This window comes from Alicyclobacillus kakegawensis NBRC 103104 (assembly GCF_001552655.1).
Lineage (GTDB): Bacteria > Bacillota > Bacilli > Alicyclobacillales > Alicyclobacillaceae > Alicyclobacillus_G > Alicyclobacillus_G kakegawensis.
Window position 1 is genome coordinate 1 of record NZ_BCRP01000036.1, and the last position, 16,197, is coordinate 16,197.

27 protein-coding genes are annotated in these 16,197 nt (G+C 57.5%); 25 read left to right on the forward strand and 2 right to left on the reverse strand.

What is annotated here, in order from left to right; all coding sequences use genetic code 11:
• The 22 genes from AK2_RS17225 to AK2_RS15545 form a co-directional block, all read left to right on the forward strand.
• Positions 1 to 265: hypothetical protein (locus AK2_RS17225; protein WP_169794813.1), on the forward strand; the 265-nt coding region annotated here is incomplete at its 5' end.
• A 368-nt stretch (positions 266 to 633) separates the two neighbouring features.
• Positions 634 to 1,281 (forward strand): hypothetical protein, encoded by a 648-nt coding sequence (locus AK2_RS15465; protein ID WP_157076384.1) that lies wholly within the window; start codon positions 634 to 636, stop codon positions 1,279 to 1,281.
• On the forward strand, positions 1,274 to 3,703 hold the full coding sequence (locus tag AK2_RS15470; RefSeq protein WP_067936739.1) for a hypothetical protein: 2,430 nt from the start codon (positions 1,274 to 1,276) through the stop codon (positions 3,701 to 3,703). Before AK2_RS15465 ends, AK2_RS15470 begins: the two co-directional genes overlap by 8 nt.
• A 32-nt stretch (positions 3,704 to 3,735) precedes the next feature.
• The gene (locus AK2_RS15475; protein ID WP_067936741.1) at positions 3,736 to 4,107 is read left to right on the forward strand and encodes a hypothetical protein; all 372 of its coding nucleotides are present in this window, start codon (positions 3,736 to 3,738) and stop codon (positions 4,105 to 4,107) included.
• Positions 4,091 to 4,510, forward strand: coding sequence for a hypothetical protein (locus tag AK2_RS15480; protein WP_067936744.1), 420 nt, complete (start codon positions 4,091 to 4,093; stop codon positions 4,508 to 4,510). The genes AK2_RS15475 and AK2_RS15480 overlap by 17 nt, the downstream gene beginning before the upstream one ends.
• Before the next feature lie 83 nt (positions 4,511 to 4,593).
• Positions 4,594 to 5,055: a hypothetical protein gene (locus AK2_RS15485; RefSeq protein WP_067936748.1), complete on the forward strand. Its 462-nt coding sequence runs from the start codon at positions 4,594 to 4,596 to the stop codon at positions 5,053 to 5,055.
• Between the two features lie 89 nt (positions 5,056 to 5,144).
• The gene (locus AK2_RS15490) at positions 5,145 to 5,501 is read left to right on the forward strand and encodes a hypothetical protein (RefSeq protein ID WP_067936751.1); all 357 of its coding nucleotides are present in this window, start codon (positions 5,145 to 5,147) and stop codon (positions 5,499 to 5,501) included.
• Positions 5,482 to 5,784 carry a hypothetical protein gene (locus tag AK2_RS15495; protein WP_157076385.1) on the forward strand — a complete coding sequence of 101 codons (303 nt, stop codon included), beginning with the start codon at positions 5,482 to 5,484 and terminating at the stop codon, positions 5,782 to 5,784. Before AK2_RS15490 ends, AK2_RS15495 begins: the two co-directional genes overlap by 20 nt.
• Positions 5,781 to 6,080, forward strand: a complete 300-nt coding sequence (locus AK2_RS16995) for a hypothetical protein (protein WP_157076386.1) — start codon at positions 5,781 to 5,783, stop codon at positions 6,078 to 6,080. The genes AK2_RS15495 and AK2_RS16995 overlap by 4 nt, the downstream gene beginning before the upstream one ends.
• Complete coding sequence (locus AK2_RS15500) at positions 6,031 to 6,780, forward strand: hypothetical protein (protein WP_157076387.1); 750 nt, start codon at positions 6,031 to 6,033, stop codon at positions 6,778 to 6,780. The genes AK2_RS16995 and AK2_RS15500 overlap by 50 nt, the downstream gene beginning before the upstream one ends.
• A gap of 136 nt (positions 6,781 to 6,916) precedes the next feature.
• Positions 6,917 to 7,069, forward strand: coding sequence for a hypothetical protein (locus AK2_RS17000; protein ID WP_157076388.1), 153 nt, complete (start codon positions 6,917 to 6,919; stop codon positions 7,067 to 7,069).
• Positions 7,070 to 7,100: 31 nt separating this feature from the next.
• On the forward strand, positions 7,101 to 8,318 hold the full coding sequence (locus tag AK2_RS15505) for a hypothetical protein (RefSeq protein ID WP_067936762.1): 1,218 nt from the start codon (positions 7,101 to 7,103) through the stop codon (positions 8,316 to 8,318).
• A gap of 22 nt (positions 8,319 to 8,340) precedes the next feature.
• Positions 8,341 to 8,850: a hypothetical protein gene (locus AK2_RS15510; protein ID WP_157076389.1), complete on the forward strand. Its 510-nt coding sequence runs from the start codon at positions 8,341 to 8,343 to the stop codon at positions 8,848 to 8,850.
• Between the two features lie 4 nt (positions 8,851 to 8,854).
• The gene (locus AK2_RS17690; protein WP_281180681.1) at positions 8,855 to 8,977 is read left to right on the forward strand and encodes a hypothetical protein; all 123 of its coding nucleotides are present in this window, start codon (positions 8,855 to 8,857) and stop codon (positions 8,975 to 8,977) included.
• On the forward strand, positions 8,970 to 9,473 hold the full coding sequence (locus AK2_RS15515; RefSeq protein WP_067936769.1) for a hypothetical protein: 504 nt from the start codon (positions 8,970 to 8,972) through the stop codon (positions 9,471 to 9,473). Before AK2_RS17690 ends, AK2_RS15515 begins: the two co-directional genes overlap by 8 nt.
• Complete coding sequence (locus AK2_RS15520) at positions 9,470 to 9,691, forward strand: hypothetical protein (RefSeq protein ID WP_067936773.1); 222 nt, start codon at positions 9,470 to 9,472, stop codon at positions 9,689 to 9,691. The genes AK2_RS15515 and AK2_RS15520 overlap by 4 nt, the downstream gene beginning before the upstream one ends.
• Positions 9,688 to 9,864, forward strand: a complete 177-nt coding sequence (locus tag AK2_RS17005) for a hypothetical protein (RefSeq protein ID WP_157076390.1) — start codon at positions 9,688 to 9,690, stop codon at positions 9,862 to 9,864. Before AK2_RS15520 ends, AK2_RS17005 begins: the two co-directional genes overlap by 4 nt.
• A gap of 3 nt (positions 9,865 to 9,867) precedes the next feature.
• Positions 9,868 to 10,143, forward strand: a complete 276-nt coding sequence (locus AK2_RS15525; RefSeq protein ID WP_067936776.1) for a hypothetical protein — start codon at positions 9,868 to 9,870, stop codon at positions 10,141 to 10,143.
• A 3-nt stretch (positions 10,144 to 10,146) separates the two neighbouring features.
• On the forward strand, positions 10,147 to 10,833 hold the full coding sequence (locus tag AK2_RS17335) for a LysM peptidoglycan-binding domain-containing protein (RefSeq protein WP_067936779.1): 687 nt from the start codon (positions 10,147 to 10,149) through the stop codon (positions 10,831 to 10,833).
• 20 nt (positions 10,834 to 10,853) lie between these two features.
• Positions 10,854 to 11,696, forward strand: a complete 843-nt coding sequence (locus AK2_RS15535) for a LysM peptidoglycan-binding domain-containing protein (RefSeq protein ID WP_067936782.1) — start codon at positions 10,854 to 10,856, stop codon at positions 11,694 to 11,696.
• 18 nt (positions 11,697 to 11,714) lie between these two features.
• Positions 11,715 to 12,428, forward strand: coding sequence for a transglycosylase SLT domain-containing protein (locus tag AK2_RS15540; protein ID WP_067936785.1), 714 nt, complete (start codon positions 11,715 to 11,717; stop codon positions 12,426 to 12,428).
• 7 nt (positions 12,429 to 12,435) lie between these two features.
• Positions 12,436 to 13,725, forward strand: a complete 1,290-nt coding sequence (locus tag AK2_RS15545; protein ID WP_067936790.1) for a hypothetical protein — start codon at positions 12,436 to 12,438, stop codon at positions 13,723 to 13,725.
• Positions 13,726 to 14,233: 508 nt separating this feature from the next.
• Here the strand turns inward: AK2_RS15545 and AK2_RS15550 are convergent.
• A complete protein-coding gene (locus tag AK2_RS15550; protein WP_067936794.1) occupies positions 14,234 to 14,692 on the reverse strand; it encodes a hypothetical protein in 459 nt (152 codons plus the stop codon).
• Between the two features lie 145 nt (positions 14,693 to 14,837).
• On the opposite strand from AK2_RS15550, the gene AK2_RS15555 reads away from it, so the two are divergent.
• The 3 genes from AK2_RS15555 to AK2_RS15565 all read left to right on the forward strand — a co-directional run bounded on the left by AK2_RS15555 (position 14,838) and on the right by AK2_RS15565 (position 15,765).
• Positions 14,838 to 15,041: a hypothetical protein gene (locus AK2_RS15555; RefSeq protein ID WP_067936797.1), complete on the forward strand. Its 204-nt coding sequence runs from the start codon at positions 14,838 to 14,840 to the stop codon at positions 15,039 to 15,041.
• Positions 15,042 to 15,298: 257 nt separating this feature from the next.
• On the forward strand, positions 15,299 to 15,493 hold the full coding sequence (locus tag AK2_RS15560; protein ID WP_067936801.1) for a hypothetical protein: 195 nt from the start codon (positions 15,299 to 15,301) through the stop codon (positions 15,491 to 15,493).
• A 2-nt stretch (positions 15,494 to 15,495) separates the two neighbouring features.
• Positions 15,496 to 15,765, forward strand: coding sequence for a hypothetical protein (locus AK2_RS15565; protein WP_067936806.1), 270 nt, complete (start codon positions 15,496 to 15,498; stop codon positions 15,763 to 15,765).
• A 95-nt stretch (positions 15,766 to 15,860) separates the two neighbouring features.
• On the opposite strand, the gene AK2_RS15570 is transcribed toward AK2_RS15565, so the two are convergent.
• Positions 15,861 to 16,106: a ribbon-helix-helix protein, CopG family gene (locus AK2_RS15570; protein WP_067936809.1), complete on the reverse strand. Its 246-nt coding sequence runs from the start codon at positions 16,104 to 16,106 to the stop codon at positions 15,861 to 15,863.
• Positions 16,107 to 16,197 lie beyond the last annotated feature (91 nt).

Genomic DNA, 16,197 nt, shown 5'->3' on the forward strand with positions numbered 1-16,197 from the left:
TGTGATTACCACATACTGGAATGTGAACGCCTATCGCATTGATCTGTTCACCCAGGGCGAATTGGAAGTGACTTCCATCCAGGTGGAGCGGGCGGAAGATAAAGTTCCCAAAGCAACCTATTTCGGTATTTGGCATAAACTGGATGGTACATCCGTCCCTGCGTATGTGGATGCTTGTTTCATTGACCCGGTAGAGCCTGATGTGGATGCGATTCTTCGCGCGGGGTGGCACACGTGGAGAATCGGGTTGATAGAGGCAGACTAAACTTTAACGTTCAAACTTTAAACTTTAACCTTCAAACTTTAAACTTCCCGCCCGAAAAAAGACCCCCGCCGGAATCATTCCAGCGGGGTGCGATATGGGTATCCTGCGCTACTATTCGGTATGAGATGGAATTGGCTCCAACAGTCTACCACATCTGCCTGCGAATCTGCTAGAATAAAGTCGAACGGGACGCCCCCAGCGTCCCGCTCAAAACCAACATATTCCCTTCTGCAATCCCAAGTATAGCAGATTCGTGGATGTTCGTCCACCCTTCCCGATGCGGGAAAATGTGCTATACTCGGGCTGGGGGAACCGGTGGGACAAGCCGGTTTTGGGGTTGCAAAGGGATTGAAGCGAGGTATAGGGGCATGGCCACCAAACGGACAAGCCGGGGGAAGGGGTCCCCCCGGCCCTCCAACCCAATGGGCACGGTCGCGCAGCGCCGGGCCGTGCATCGTGATCCATCGACCTGGACCCAGGAACAACGCGAAATGGTCCGGGCCTACCTTCGCGCGCACCCCTACGATGGGTCCTGGGCCGATTTTCAGGGCCGCCGCGAATCGGGCAAACCCCGGTTCCAAGATACCCCATTGAACGAAAGCCGCAGAAACTTACGCGAAAAACTCGCCCTTTTGGAACTCAAGCGTGATGCAGGCATTCTCACCAAACGAGAGTACGAGCGTCAATACGGGGCCATGAAAGACCTGCAAGTTTTAACCCATAAAATCTATACGTCCAAAAAACCCAAACGCCGCCCAGGAGACACCGACGCCCAATACAATGAGCGTGTGGCCCGTTTTTTGCGTGAACGGCAGGAATGGGAGCGGCAAGCATCGCAGGCTTATCAAAAACTCCGGTCGGTCGGCGCTGAATGGAACCCGGAGCGTGGGCGGTATTCCCCAGGGCGTGAGCTTCCGCGCGAAAAGCGGCTGGTGATGACGAATCAGGAACGCCGGGAGTACGAAAAACGTGAGGCGGAACTCGACCGCTTCTGGGAGGTTTTTTATCATGGCTGAGGCGACGAAAAAGCGCCCGCGCCGCCGCAAAACGTACCGGGTTGACGAACTTCCGTTTGAGACGCGGTATTCTAAACCGCAACCGACGATAAAAGAACGGAAACCCCGCGCCAAAAAGCCGAAAAAGCCGTGGACGGGCCGGTTTGTCGCCTTTGACGGTGAAGGCTGGGACGGCAAGTATACGCTGGTGCAGATGTCCGGCGAGGACACGCTGTATTCCCCCGAGGGGGTGGGCACGCGGGATATCCTGCACTATTTGATGGATCGGGCGCGGGCCAACAACGCATTGGTCGGATACGGGTTGTCCTATGACTTTGAAAATATTCTGCGGGACGTTCCCGATAGCGATTATGTGGCTATGGTCGATGCGGGGGCGGAGATCGATTTTGAGGGGTATTTGTTGTCCTATATTCCCCGAAAGATGCTCACGATTGGGCAGGAGCTACCGAGCGGCAAAAAGCGCACCGTGCAACTTGTGGACGTCCTTGGCTTTTTTCAGTCCAGTTTTATTGGCGCGCTGGAGAAGTGGCAGATTGACGTGCCAGACATCATTCGGAAAGGCAAGACCGGGCGCGGCGAGTTTACCGAGGCCGACCTTGATTTTGTCGAACAGTACAACCGCTACGAACTGTTGTATCTGGTTAAGCTGATGGAAGCTCTGCGGGAAGCGGATCAAATGGCCTGGGATGCGATTGGCCTTCAAGCGAATCACTCTCCGCGCATTTGGTATGGGCCGGGCAGTCGCGCCGCGAACTTCTTACAACAGACCCGATGGAAAGAGGAACACCCGCCGCTTCACATTCCTGATGAGACGCCTGAATGGGCGCGGGAATCCTTAATCCCCAGGCATTTGGTCGAACAAATGGCGGATTGGCTCCTGCAAACGGAACGGGAAAAGCAGGGGCTCAAACGCGATATCGTATCGGACATTGTTTCGCATGGGGGGATTCGTCCGCCTCATAGCGGACAAGCCTACGCAACGGAGTATCAGGAGTCCGTTCCTCCCTCCATTCATCGAAAAATCCGCAAGAAGGACGGTCTTGCTCTGGATGAGATGGCGACCACGTTGGGGATGACCGTTCGTGAACTGCTGGACGCGTTATCCGGGTACGAGCCGCCTGTGCACCTATCGTCGCGAGACTTTGAGCGGGAAGCCCGGCAGTCGTTGCTCGCAACAGCGACCCAGGACACGTATGCGGATTGCTTTGCCGCTGCGTACTACGGGGGGCGGATTGAATCTTCCTTTATTGGCGAGTTTGATGGCCCTCTCTATGGGTACGATATTCAGTCCGCGTACCCCTATGCGTTCTCGCTGTTGCCCGCTTGGACGGCGGACGGGCTCGAATGGGTGGATGGATTGGACCCAAAAAACCGCATGGGGTGCTACTATGTGCGCTGGTGGTTGCCGGACGGCGCGAATTTTTATCCGTTTCCGTACCGCTCGAACAATGGGAACGTGTTTTTCCCGCCGAATGGCGAGGGCTGGGTGATGAGCCCGGAAGTGTACTCCGCGTCCTTACACTGGCCCGTTTCGTCCGCCGATTATTACGACCTGAACGTGCAAGGCGTGCAAGTCATAGGCGGATTGGTGCTTAAGGGTACGGAAGGCGCGGGGGACGGCACGTACCGCCTGCCGAACGTGTGCACCTCGGCGCAAAAGCTCTTGGAGATGGCAGGCGTCCGGCTCCAAGCGAAACACGCGGGACAACCGCACGAAAAGGCGCTGAAATTGGTGATTAACAGCGTCTATGGCAAAACCATACAACAGGTCGGCGCGCATAAATTTTTGCACACCTTTGCGGCGAGTTGGATTACCAGTGTTTGCAGGGCAATGGCTTATGCGGCGGTCGGGCCGGACTGGGACAAGCAAGTGATCTCCTTTATGACGGACGGGATTTTAAGCCGGAAACCCTTGGACGTGCCGCGCGGGAACGAACTCGGGTCCTGGGAAGTGACCGAGTATGAACATGCGATCCAACTTCTTCCCGGTGTCTATCGACTGACGGAAGTCGGCGGCAAAGTCAAACGCAAATACCGGGGCGTCTCGAAGGATATCGACTATCAAGAGGCACTTGCTCTCTGGCGTCGAGGCGAACCCTATCCCGTCAACGTTCGGGTCTTTGTGACCCGCTCTCTGGCCCTGCACCAAAAAAACGCCTACGGCGATAAGCGTTTCCGTTTCGTCGAAGTGAAACGCGACGAAAACTTTAGTCTCCGAAGTAAACGGGAGGTGCCCAAACATGATAAACGAGAGGAAAAAGCCGTGTGGTATCCCGCCAAAACCGCCCCCCTGGGGGAACCATCTACCGCGTATCGGTTGGATTTGGACACAGCCGAACTCGACTATGACGTGACGACCTCGCAAGAGGAATTGCTCACGCGCGGATGGACCAGTGCGTTGGAATCCGAGTGCTATGAGTGACCTGGGGAATCCACGGTAAAGGAGGCGATAGCGTGGCGTACACGCTCGATGAGTTGTACGAGTCGCTCAAGGGGTGCCGGAGCCAGAATGGGGAACTTGTCATTCCCGACTTCACCGACGCCGACTACGAGGACCTGTACTACGCGATCTTGGATTCGCTTAAAGATGAGTTTGGGACCAATTATCCGGGGTGGTACAAGATTTGGGCCTATCGATACCACCGCCACCGCCAAAACAATAGCAAGACCTATGAGTTTGCCGACCCGCCCTATGACCTGCCCTTGGAGCAGCAGACCATCCGAAATCAATTGGTCGTGCTGAAGTTCTTCATTGGGCGGCGGTATTGGCATCGGAAAACGTCGATGTACTGGAAAGGGGAGGATGACTATGGGACTGCTGGATAATCTCACCCCGAAAGTCCCGCAGCGGGAACCGCTGCCGAATACGAATGTGCAAACGGCTCCGGCTCAGGTGGAGGACCTGAAATTATCCAAGGCGCTCAAAGAGGCGGCGGGACAAATCCTGGCGCAGATGCTCCTGGAGCGGGCCAGCCAGCAGGAGCAAAAGGTGATTAACACGCAAGGGGTGATGGTGGACCGCCGGGGATACAAGTACCTGTCCGTATTCGTGCTGGACGATGCGCAAGTGACGGCGGACGTCCTGGGCCAGCAGCGGTCGCTGATGCTGCGGGGAATGGATTGGACGGGAATTCTCGTCCCAGACGGGTCCTGGCTGTACTCGGATACGCCCATACTCGGGGTCTGGTGGTGGGCGAACTACATCCCGTTGACCAGTCGCTTGGCATGATAGGGGGTTCTGAGTCGTGGCACTCGCAAAGGGATTGAAGGAAAAACCGGACGAAAACACCGAGGAAAAGGAGCGGAAGAATCGTGGCCGAGGAAACGACGATTCACATTCAGGAGAAGCAGGAACCGACCGAACCCGAAAACAACCCGACCCAGGCCGAGAACGCGGCGCAGGAGGCGCAGGCGGCTCAGGCCGCAGCGGAACAGGCGGCGGAAACGAGCGCAGCGGCGGCGACCGTGGCGGTGGAGACGGCGGAGAGGGCGACGGCAGCGACCGCGAACGTCGAAAGCGAAATCTCCTCGATGAAATCCGTCGTAGACGGGCTGGTCAAGCTGGTGCAGACGCAGCAACAGCGGGTGGAGAATCTGGAGGCGCTTCTGAGCCAGGCAGCGGGGCAACTGGCGGAATCGGCGCAGACGCTGCAGACCACAATGGACCTGTGGCAGGAGCAGATCGGAGCGGTGGACGAGGCCGTGCGCCGGCAAATGGACGCAACGGCGGCGCTGATCAAACTGAGGACCGAAATCCTCGACAAGCTCAAGTAAGCAAACCAACGGGGATCCGGTTTACCGGGGCATTGCCGCCTGCGGTTCCCGAGACCCCCAGGCGGCTCGGGTTCACTTGGGAAAAACCCTTGTCACAAAAAGAGACGGGGGAACTCAAACCCCACCTGTTGCAGGCGTTAAAAATCCTGTTTCGGGGCCTCGATCAAGGCATTACGATGACGAACAAAGACCAAGCGCAGGCATGGATTTGGCAATCTATCGACGACCAAGAGGTCGAAAAGATAGCCGACCATCTGTTGCAGTTGGGCGTGGCCTCCAAGGTGGCCGCGACCGCCATACGCAAGATGACGCGGACCTATCGGGCTCTCGATGTGGGCATTATCACGGTGCCTCGGGCTGTCATGACCTTGCGCTTCTACGCGGAGCACGGCGGGTTTGTCCTGCCGGGACTGGGAGGGATGCAACATGCAGCTTCAAATAAATGACAAAACCTACGATGTGGACGTGCAGGAATTGGCGAATCAATGGGAGCCCCGGATTTTGGAGTGGCTGAATGCTCCCGAAAGCGAGTTTCACCGCTTTGAAGGCGCGATTCGGTCCCTGGGCGGGATGATTTTGGCGTATCTCGCCATGAAACACCCCGAACTCAAGCGTCCGGACGGGGTGGATACCCTCACCCACTTGGTGCGGCTGGCCTTGGCCGGAGCGGTGACGCAACTCGAAAAGCAGCCGATTACGCTCACGGCGAAGGAAGTGCAGGCATCATGATGCAAACCGTCCTAAAATGCGACGTGTGCGGGCGAACCGTGACGCTGCCGAGCACTACGCTGTCCCCGTGGACGCGCATTTCTTTTGGAATTCCCAGTACGACTCCTAGGGCGCAGGGGGTTGAATATCACGATGTGTGCAGTCTGACCTGCGCACAGATGGCGTTGAATCAGTGGTGGGACGCGTGGTACGCGTCCCCCAGCGGTCAAGAGGAAGACGACAGCGGCGTTTCGGAGGCGGGAACCAGTGGAACAACCACGACTGAACCATCGAGTGACCCGGCGCAGACCGATTGAAATTAGCCTGGAGGACCGTTGGGTGGTCATTGGCGCGACGGGCGCAGGGAAAACGACGTTTGTCCGCCGCTTGCTCACCGCCTACTGGCGGGCGGCGGCTCGAAAGCCGGGCCGTCTGCCCATCTACATCCTGGACACGAAAGGGTTCGCGGCCTCTCGGATTGGGCGGGACGATTTTCGGATGTTCTATCGCCCCGGCATTGGGCGATTGCACCGGGACGCGATTCCCCCCAAAATCATCGCCCCCAAGCATGGGCCGGAGTTTATCGTCTGGCAACCGGACCCGGAACAGGTGACGGAAGACCACTACGACGCCTTCTTTATGAGCTTATATCGGTCCGGGGTGCCGAGCTTGACCTACGTGGATGAGCTATCCAGCCTGACCGACAGCAGCGGCAAAAAGTTCCCTCGCTACTATGACATCCTGCTCAAGCAGGGGCGGGGCATCTATCAGGCGCTCATCACGACCACGCAAAGCCCGAGCTACATCCCGCCCAGCGTCATTCGACAAACGACACACATGGTCCGGTTCAGGCTGAATGACACCTATGATTTGCAAAAGATTGCGCGGGTGATGGGCAAGGCGGTTGAGGAAGAACCCCCGGACGAGTTTGGATTCTGGTACCGGGACGCCCGAAAACCCAAGGCAAAGAATCCTCCGGTGTACTACACAGACCTGAGCGAGTTTTTTGGAGACTGACGAAAGCCCGGTCCTCTGGACCGGGTTTTTTACGGAAAAAGTTCCCCGTCTCTTCCCTCGTCTCTTCCCTCTTGACGACCAACATTCCCAGGAATAGGGTGGTTCTGATCGAAAACTCAAAACGGGAGGGGTCCCCGTGAACTTTATCAAGCAGTATTCCATGACGCTGATAGGGCTGCTGATCGCCCTCATCGTTCTCATGGTCCTGCTGCGGCTTCTATCGAAAGCGCCTGTGATCGGGAAGGTAGCCGCAGAAGCGCAGAATCTCGCGAAGGAAGGAACGCTGTAATCCGCAAAAGGGTCAAAGGGGGGTATCCAGCATGGCGACCACGTCCCAGCAACAGCAGCAACAGCAGCAACAGCAGCAGATACGGCAACAAAACCTGCAATTTATGAAATACAGTTTTCGGCAGTGGATGCGGGCGGACGCGCAAAACGGGACGGATTTTCAGCCGGGAGGAAATACCAAAAACTTCCTGGCACCGATTACCGAAGGCGCGTTTGCCGAGAAAATCATTGTCCGGTTTACAGGCAACGTGAACTATCAGCCGGCGTCCTCGGACCCGGTAGCCACTCCCACGGCGGCGGCGCCTTATAGTTTGTTCAAGAATATCCAGATTACGTTTGGCAACACGCTCATCGACGTGCATCCCTATATCGCGCACCTGATTGACAGGATGCGCGGGTATCTGCGCCAATATCCGGGCCAGGAACTGGGCTATAGCGTGAGCAATATCCAGAACCTGATTGCCCAGGACCTGACTCTGAATGAAGGCGACAACCCGCTGAAATTCGACATCCAAATTCCGCTCAATACGGTGCATCCGTTGTCGGTGGCCGGACTGATACCCATTATGGGCACCGGAACACGGCTTCAAATCAACGTCACGCCCGCGCCCGCGATAGTCGGAAAAGACCCGCTGGACAACGTGATTGACACGAACGGGACCGTGACCGTGACTGGGACGATTGACGTGATCATTGTGTACCGGGACTACAAAAGTTTCTGGACCCGGAACTACTTGCAGCCGAACTTGGACGCGAACTTTGTTCCGTCAATCCAATGGATTCAGACGCAGGAACTCAACCCACTTACCGCAGGGACGCCGATGTACCAACGTATCGAAAACCCGTATGAGTTCGCGTTGATTTTGAGTGTCGTGATTGACGGGCAAAGCTCGGGCACGTTCTGTTCTGCGGATAACTTGCAACTCTTTGAGATCGATCGGGCGCAGAATACGAGCAGCCTGCTGCGCAAGTGGGACGCGACGACCGGGGGAATGCAAGATTACTACCAATACGTGCGGGAGCAGTTTGGGCAGGACCTGCCGGAGGGTGTGACGGTATTTGCCGCACCCACAGAAAATACGTCCGACCCGTCTTTGCTCGATGGCGTCAATTATCTCAACGTAACCGCCAACGGATTCCCGGCGGCGCGCCTGGGCTGGCAAGTCGGAGCGGTGGGCAGCGTGACCACCCCGCGCGTGGAGACCTATGGCGTGATTCTCAATCGCGCGGGCTTGACGATAGCCGGCTAAAGGGGGAGAGGGGGGCGTGAAAGTGGCGAGTGTTTCCCTGAAAGGCCTGGGCGCGATGGCGGTGCTGGCCGTCACCTGGGTCAACCATACCCTATCCCCGTTGTTTTGGGTGCTCTTGGCCCTGGTCGCGGTGGACCTTCTCTTGAACATTCATCAGGAGACCAAGCAGTTACAAAAGCTCGGCAGCGCCTTCTTTGCGTTGGGTATCCCTACGTTTATCAGCGACAATGCCGGGCAGATTCTGAACCCAGAAATTTTAAAGGCTCTGGTGTGCCTCCTGTGCCTGGGGTACGTGTGGGTGCTCACCCCCCAGGTCCTGGCCTGGCTGTCCAAGGTGGTGCCGAAAGCCGAGCAGCCTGCACTCTCTTCTCTGGAACAGCAGGCGGTGGAGGCCATAGTCCAAAAGGCGGTCGCGCAGTTGCGCGCCTCGGATGCACAGGCCGCGCAGGGGGCCGAGCCAACCGTGCAGCAAATCGAGCAGTCGGCGCAAGAGGCGGCGATTGGGCCGGAGACCCCCGCGCAAAAGGGGTGAGCGCATGAGCAGCCTACTCCTGATTCTGACTGGGGCGTTGCTCATCTGGCTGTCCGCCACCGGGCGGCTGGCGGCGTTTTTGGCGACCATCTTTGCCCCGCAAAAGGTGGCGGTCCAAAGTGGATGAGAGCTATCAGGTGGTGCAGTCGTATCTCGCCCAGGTCGATGCGCCGGGGAATGCACAGGCCCAGGATGCAGGTGCGCAGGATGCGCAAGGCCGTGAGGGAGGGGCCAATCAAGCCGAGCGGCCAGAGGATGTCGTGATTGACGCGCAGGCGATGGAGGGCGAGCTTGAATCGGCGGAGCCGATGGGGGATGCGATTCGGATTTGGCCGGGCGGTCTGCCTGTCATGCCAAAAGTTCGGCTGCCGCGCCTGTCCGATCTCCCCACACCGGGCGGAATCGGCCTGCTCCTGTTCGTGATTGGATTTATCCTGTTCGCCGTCACGCCAGGAAAGGGTGGCCTGTCAAGGCTCTCCCTGGTGTGGGGGAGTCTGCTTGGAACCGTGACCTATGACGCAAACGGGGGACAAACCAGTGGGGGCGGCTCCACCTGGTCCAGCGACGAGAGTACGAGCAGCGCCACGGTGATTCCGCTGACGACAGGAGGGTCGCCCGTATGACGGTTTCCAATGGAGAGAGCCAAAACCAGTCGGTGAACCTGACGATCTCCCCCGTCGGGTGGCTGATTCTGCTCCTGCTGCTCTACTACTGGGCGCATTCGCGCACCGGATATCGCCTGATTTACTATGCGCTGGTGCTCATTCTGGTGTTCCTACTCGTGCAAAACGGGGACACGATTCAGCGCGTGATGATCAAAGGGGAGGTGCAAGCCTCATGAAACAGGTGTTTTGGTACATGTTTGTGCTGATTCTGGTGCTGATTTTGGTGGCCTACTACAAGGGCACGACCCAAGATATCCAAACGGGCGGCAGCGCGCTGCAAAAGCTCATTCTGACCCTGCAGGGTCGGAATAGCCAGGGCAACTTCGCGTCTTATCCTGGGGGGTCATGATGTATGCGCGGCCTCATTCCATGGCTGCTGGGGAGTGACGCCATTCCTCAGCCGGCGGAAATTCAGCCCCATCTTGTCCGCTCTCCGTCCGTTTGGGCGATGGAAGGCGACAAGGCGGTGGGGATTTACGACCCGGACCAGACGGCGGCGGCCTTCCTTGCTCCGATTATCGGGTACAACGTGCCCGACATCGTGCGCACGTATGGCACCCTGCCCCCTGGCGTGGTAGCGGGTGGCGCGCCGAACGTGCTGGACGTGAACGCCGTTGGGGGGTGCTGACACATGGCGTGGTTTGACGACAACGGAAACAACAAACTGCCGATGATGATCGCCATAGGTGCGGGCCTGGGCGTCCTGTCCCTTCTCGTGTTCCGCTCGTCCGGCGGATCCTCGTCCTCGATGGATACGTCCGACACGATGTATGGGATGATCGTCGGCGGGACGATGTTCATTCCGACCAGTGAAACCATCATCGACTACGGGACGGGCAACAACTACGCCGACAGTGGCAGCGTGACGAACACCACGACGACGACGACCACCGACAGCAATAACACGGTGGGCAGCGGCACGACCGTAACCGTCACGCCTCCGGCGACGAGCGAGCCGCCTCCGCAATCGGACAGCGGCTCAGGCCAGGGGACGCAATCGCCCCCGCCTTCGACCAGCAACCCAAAACCGCCGAGCACGACGACGAGCAAGCCGCCTAGCACGACGACGACGAAAACGACGACCACGAAAACGACGACCACCTACAAGTACGTGCCGAAAGTGTCCACATACACGGTGAAGTCCGGCGACAATCTATGGACCATCGTGTCGAAGGAATACGGCATCCCGAACAGCGGACAGGCCAACTACACCAAGATCGCCAATATCCTGGCCCAGGTGGAGAAGGCCAACCCGCAAATCAAAAACCCGAACCTCATCTATCCGGGCCAGAAAATCAACCTGCCCAAAATCTCGTAGTCGCATGAGGGGGTGCAATCATGGCTGCCAATGCCACGTTCATGAAAATGGCCAAACTCGCCGCCGAAAAAACCGGGCTGCCCGAGCGGTTTCTTGCCGCCTGGATGGCCGCCGAAAATGGCTACATGTGGCCGTCCACGAACAACCCCGGAAATATCTCCTGGAATGGTACCGGGGAGCCGATGGGCCGGGGCGGAATCTGGACCGGAGCGGTGCGCGTCGAGTCCAACCGCGTGGTCGTGTACGACACCCCCGAGCATGGCACCGAAGCGTGGTGCGAACTGATTAACCTCCCCACGCATGCGCACGGGGGGAGCAAAGCGCTGACCGTCGATACCGAGGACCTCAAGGAGGCCTGGGCCAAGGGCGGCGTTGAATTGGCGGCCAAGGTCCTGGGCGAGAGCAATTGGGCCGCCTCGCACTACGATGACGGCGGCGGGCCGGGGTCGCTCATCATCGGCGCGTACCACTCCAGCGTGCTCAATGAATGGTTTGGCTCGACATCGGACAAGTCCTCCGAGGCTGTGCAGGCCGCGCACACGTCTGCATCGGGGACAAGCAAGGCCACGGAGCCCGAGCGCACGACCTACAAAATCAAGCCGGGGGACACGCTTTCCGCAATCGGATTGCGCTTTGGCATTCCCTATAGGGTCCTGGCTCGCTTCAATCACATTGCCAATCCGAACGTGATTCAGGCGGGCGCGACCCTGCGCATTCCCAAAAAGTACAAAATCAAGCCGGGCGACACGCTCTCCCAGATTTGCGTGCGCGAGGGCTACCCGCTCTCGGACGTGAATTGGTTGGCGCAGGTGAACGGGGTCAACCCGAACCTCATCTACGCGGGGCGGACGCTCTACGTGTAAGGAAAGGAGGCAGGCCGGATGGCGGCAGACGTAACCTCGATTGTGTCCCAGGTGGCGTTGGCCTATGGCCTGCCTCCCTGGGTCGCCCTCGATATCATGGCGGTGGAATCGGGCGGCAACCCGAACGCCGTGGGCGATAACGGGACGAGCTTTGGACTGTTTCAGTTGCACAAGGGCGGAGGCCAGGGGGACGGGTATTCCGTCTCGCAACTCCTGGACCCCCTGACCAATGCGCAAATCGCCATACCGCCGATTGCGCGCGCCTATAAAGAGGCGGTTGCGCAAGGACTGTCCGGCTTTCAGGCGCTGGTGTACACCGCCGACCATTCGGGGCACCCCGATGAAGTGGGGTTTATGCCGTCCTCGTATGAGTCTGCGCTATACAAAGCCTATAAGTCAGGGGGCGGGACCGACAATGGGTCGGTGCCGACCGGGACGGCGCTGGATACGAGCCTCACGGGTCTGCAAATGCTTTCCGCTGACGCGCCTCAGGCCTCAAATGACCCGCTCACAGCGTTGGACAACGCCATGCAATTTGAAGGCATCAGCGTTGGAAGTGTGCTGAATCCGGGGGCCTGGCTCGTCAAAAACTTTGACGCCCTGGTGCTGCGGGTCACGCTGTGTTTGGTCGGCATGATTCTGATTTTGGTGGGCCTCTTGAAAGTGATTGGCGGAGGGAGCGCCAGCCAGGGCGCGAACCGCGCTGCGACCATTGCTATGATGGCAAGGTGAGGAGAGCATGTGGATACCGATTTTTACGCAGGACCAAATCAACGCAGGACAAGCCCAGACCTACAACCTGAACACTCCCCAGGGGTGTTCGATTGTCCTTTATAACCAGTCGCCGTACACCGTCCATGTGACCACGTCGAGCGGGCAAAAGGTGGACGAGGTGCCAGGGCATACGACCGTCACCATGCCCTACGAGTCGTGGCAGTCCCTGGTGTTTCAACTGGACCCGACCATTTCGGACGGGCTCCAATTTGACGTGCAGTACGTGGCCGCGCGTCTCGTCAAGGGCACCGTGACCTATCAGCGGGCCAGCAACTATCCGCAGGCAACGAACGTGGTCAATCAATTGGAGGCCATTATCCAGAACCAGATTCAGGCTCTCATCACGAACCAGGAGCTACCCGTCACGACCGGGCAGTCGGGGCTGGCCTCCACCGTCCTAAACGAAACCCTGTCCACGACCGAGGCCGTGACGATTCCGGCGGTGGAAGTGACGCTAAAAGGTGGGCAGCCATTCGGCAGCCCGTGCGCGACCATGACGCTCCAGGTCCCCCCAGGGATGTATGACAGTTTCATCATTTTGCTTACGAGCGCCCTGGGTCAAGACTTTTTGATCAATAGTTTTTTCAATGCCTATCTTCAAGGGGTGCCGATTGCCAGTTACGACATCAACGCGGACGTGGGCGGAACCGCCAACTCCGTATGGATACTCTGCACGAACACGAAAACCCTGCCGACCGATATGGTGCAATTCGACTTAACGACGGCGGGAGTGAGCCAGGCCGAGACCGTGCTGCTGCAGGCGTTTGCGTTTCGGAGCACATATGGGTCGCTCACGCAACCGCAACCGATGACGCCGGAAGTCTGGGACCCCAATTCCTTGGAGTATATCCCCAAAACCCTGGGACTTAGATGGCTCATCGAGTCGGGCACCTTCAAAGAGTCGCAGCCTGCCACGTATCAGGACCCCGTGACCTACGGACACCGAGGGGTCATGATTTTACTCAATATAACGAACATATCCGGCACGTCCAATTACGGGCTCTTGCCTCAAATCAACTATACGGATGCAACGGGCACCTCGTTCGTAATCGCGTCGGCGCAAAACTATGTGAATACGAAAGGGAAGTATATTTTCCTTTTTCATCCCGATGTACCGGAACAAACAACGTCAACCCAACATGGGCACATCACCGAGATGCACCCGTGTTATTTGCCTTCCGGGTACAATATCACCATTTATCACGGCGACCAGGCCACCTACACGTATTCCGCCAGCTTCGTTACGTTGCCCTAGAAGGGAGGACGCGTCCCATGCCCAAAGCGGTGGAGCGCCGCCTAATCCGGCGCATCACGCGAGAGTATGAACGGAAAGGATATAGCGCCAAACGCGCAGGCTATATCGCCAGGGCCACGGTCTATCACGACATTTTCCCCGGCCCGCACCATCACAAGGGGAGGCGTAGACGATGAAAACCAACCGTGCTATACTGTTAAACGCGAACATGTGTTCGGGTGAATGCTCATGAAAATCGAACCTATGGAACTGATTGCGGTCCTGGTGGGCGCGTCCATTGGCGCTCTGGCCGAATACCTCATCCTGAAGCATGCCGGAGTCCGCTAAAAACGGAAAACGGCCCGCATCACGCGGGCCGGGTTTGCTGGGGTCGGTGCCTCGCCCTTAAATTGGGGTCAGGCGAGACACCCGCAAAAGGATCAAAGGGGCAGGGGTAAGCCCCGCCCCATACTCTATACTGTTCCCGTGGGAATTGCAACCGCGAATCATTGGGAACGTTGTCGAATCGTTAGACCACCTGGAAATTGAAGGTGCGATAACCTTTGCGTGTTTTCACGCGATTGACCACAATCGGAATCGTGACCGGCTGGCCGTCCTCGATGAAATCCCCTTGCCCAAACAGCGGAAACAGGTAGTGCTCCACAAAGTCCGCCGCGGCCGCAGAAGCAAAGGCAATATTCTTGCCGTCCTTCAATTTGAACACGACTCGATTTACCTCAAGCTCCGACCCGTCATCCTGCTTCACGGTGGCCGGATGAATGACCGCTCCCGTAACCTCCAAGACCACGCCCACGTAATCATCAATGGATTCGGTCGGTGCGCCCACATAGCTGGTGACGGTCTTCAGGGCTGCAATCTTCTCCGACGCAGATTTGCTGGCCAAATCCCGCAAATCCGTAAATCCAACCAATGCCTTTTGGTCCTCTGACAGCCCCTCTTGGATGGTGATGGCCTTCTCCTGCTCCATGATGCATAACCCCTTTGCCTTGAGTTTTGCGGGTGTCCTTTTGTCCCCCCACGGTTCTTATCCTACTACGCTTTCCTACGTGTGTCAACCCCTCTTGCACAATTTCCTACACTGTTGTATGATGTAAGTGAAAGGAGGGCGAGAGATGCCAGGAGGGTATTTGAGCATCCGTATCAGTGAGACCGAAGCAGAGGCTATCGACCGTATCCGAAACAAGCTCAACCGGGACCCGTCGCAAGTCACGAAAGTGTCCCGGTCCGATGTGGGCCGTCTGGCGCTACGAAAGTTGTTTGAGGCCGACGCCCAAGGCAAGCTCCAGGAGTTTATCCGGGGTGATGAGGACGCATGAGCACGGTGGTCCTGTGGATTGCGGTACTCGGCGTTCTCTGGCTGGCGCGACAAACCAAAGCGCACCGGCTATTGTGGATGCTCCTGGGCTATTGGATAGGACGCCGGAGAAGATGACCGCGAGATTTTGTTTCTGAGGCTTATTTGAGAGGCAGGACGATGTAGAATACCTCCAGAACCAAAAACGGGGCTCTGAAGGGAAAATAGAAGGCCATTTCTCCAAAGGGGTTGCAAAAGGATCAAAGGAGGCTCACACTCATGGTAGAAGTTCAAACGATTCTCAAAAATGATCACCTGGAGGGCGTGGTCCGTGACCTCATCTGCGACGCAGACGTATACACACGCCAAAATCACTTGCTCCATTTCGGAGTGCGGGATACCGTGACCGTGGCAGACCTATTGGAGGGTCTGGACGAACCGCCCGCCCTCGTAATCGAAGAATGGGAGGCCTAATCGTGTCCCTATTTCTCGAAATCTGTGCCGTTATTCGGGCCGGAAACGGCCCGGATGGTTTTGTCACGACGAACTACGTAGACGCGGTGGAATATTGGTTGGAGATGGGCGGACACTTCTTACAGATTGTAAATGACGAGGACAATGTGTATCTCGTGGCGAGTACGGACCACCCGCTCACGACCAACGCCCATGTGCGCGAGTACATGGACCCCGAGGACCCCTATCCGGCGCACCCGTCCGCCGATATCGTTTTGGCGTTCGATGATTAGCCACACAAAAAGACCGCCCTCGATTCGGGGGCGGTTAGGTTTGGCCTTGTGGCTCCATCACACGAACAGGTCTCGGACTTCTCCCTCCCATCCGGTCAGCGAAATGCCTGTGGTCTCGCGACCTTCTCCATTTGGCGATATTGATCCATGACCTCGGCAATTACCTCAGTCCGAGTGCGACCGAGATAGCGCGCGATTGCGTCCAGATCTTCAACAAGGTCTGCGTCTAAAGCCACATTGACAATCTTCTTAGAACTTGTCCGTTCGGTTCGATTGGGGGCCAACAGTTGTAGCCCCAATTCGCGTTTTTCCATCTTTTTGGTGATTCTGCGTTTGGTCATGATATAGCCTCTTTCCATACAAGTGATTAGAAGCCAAAAACAACCGATTCGTCATAGCTTGAATCTGTTTTTTATTTTTCTCCACGCTACG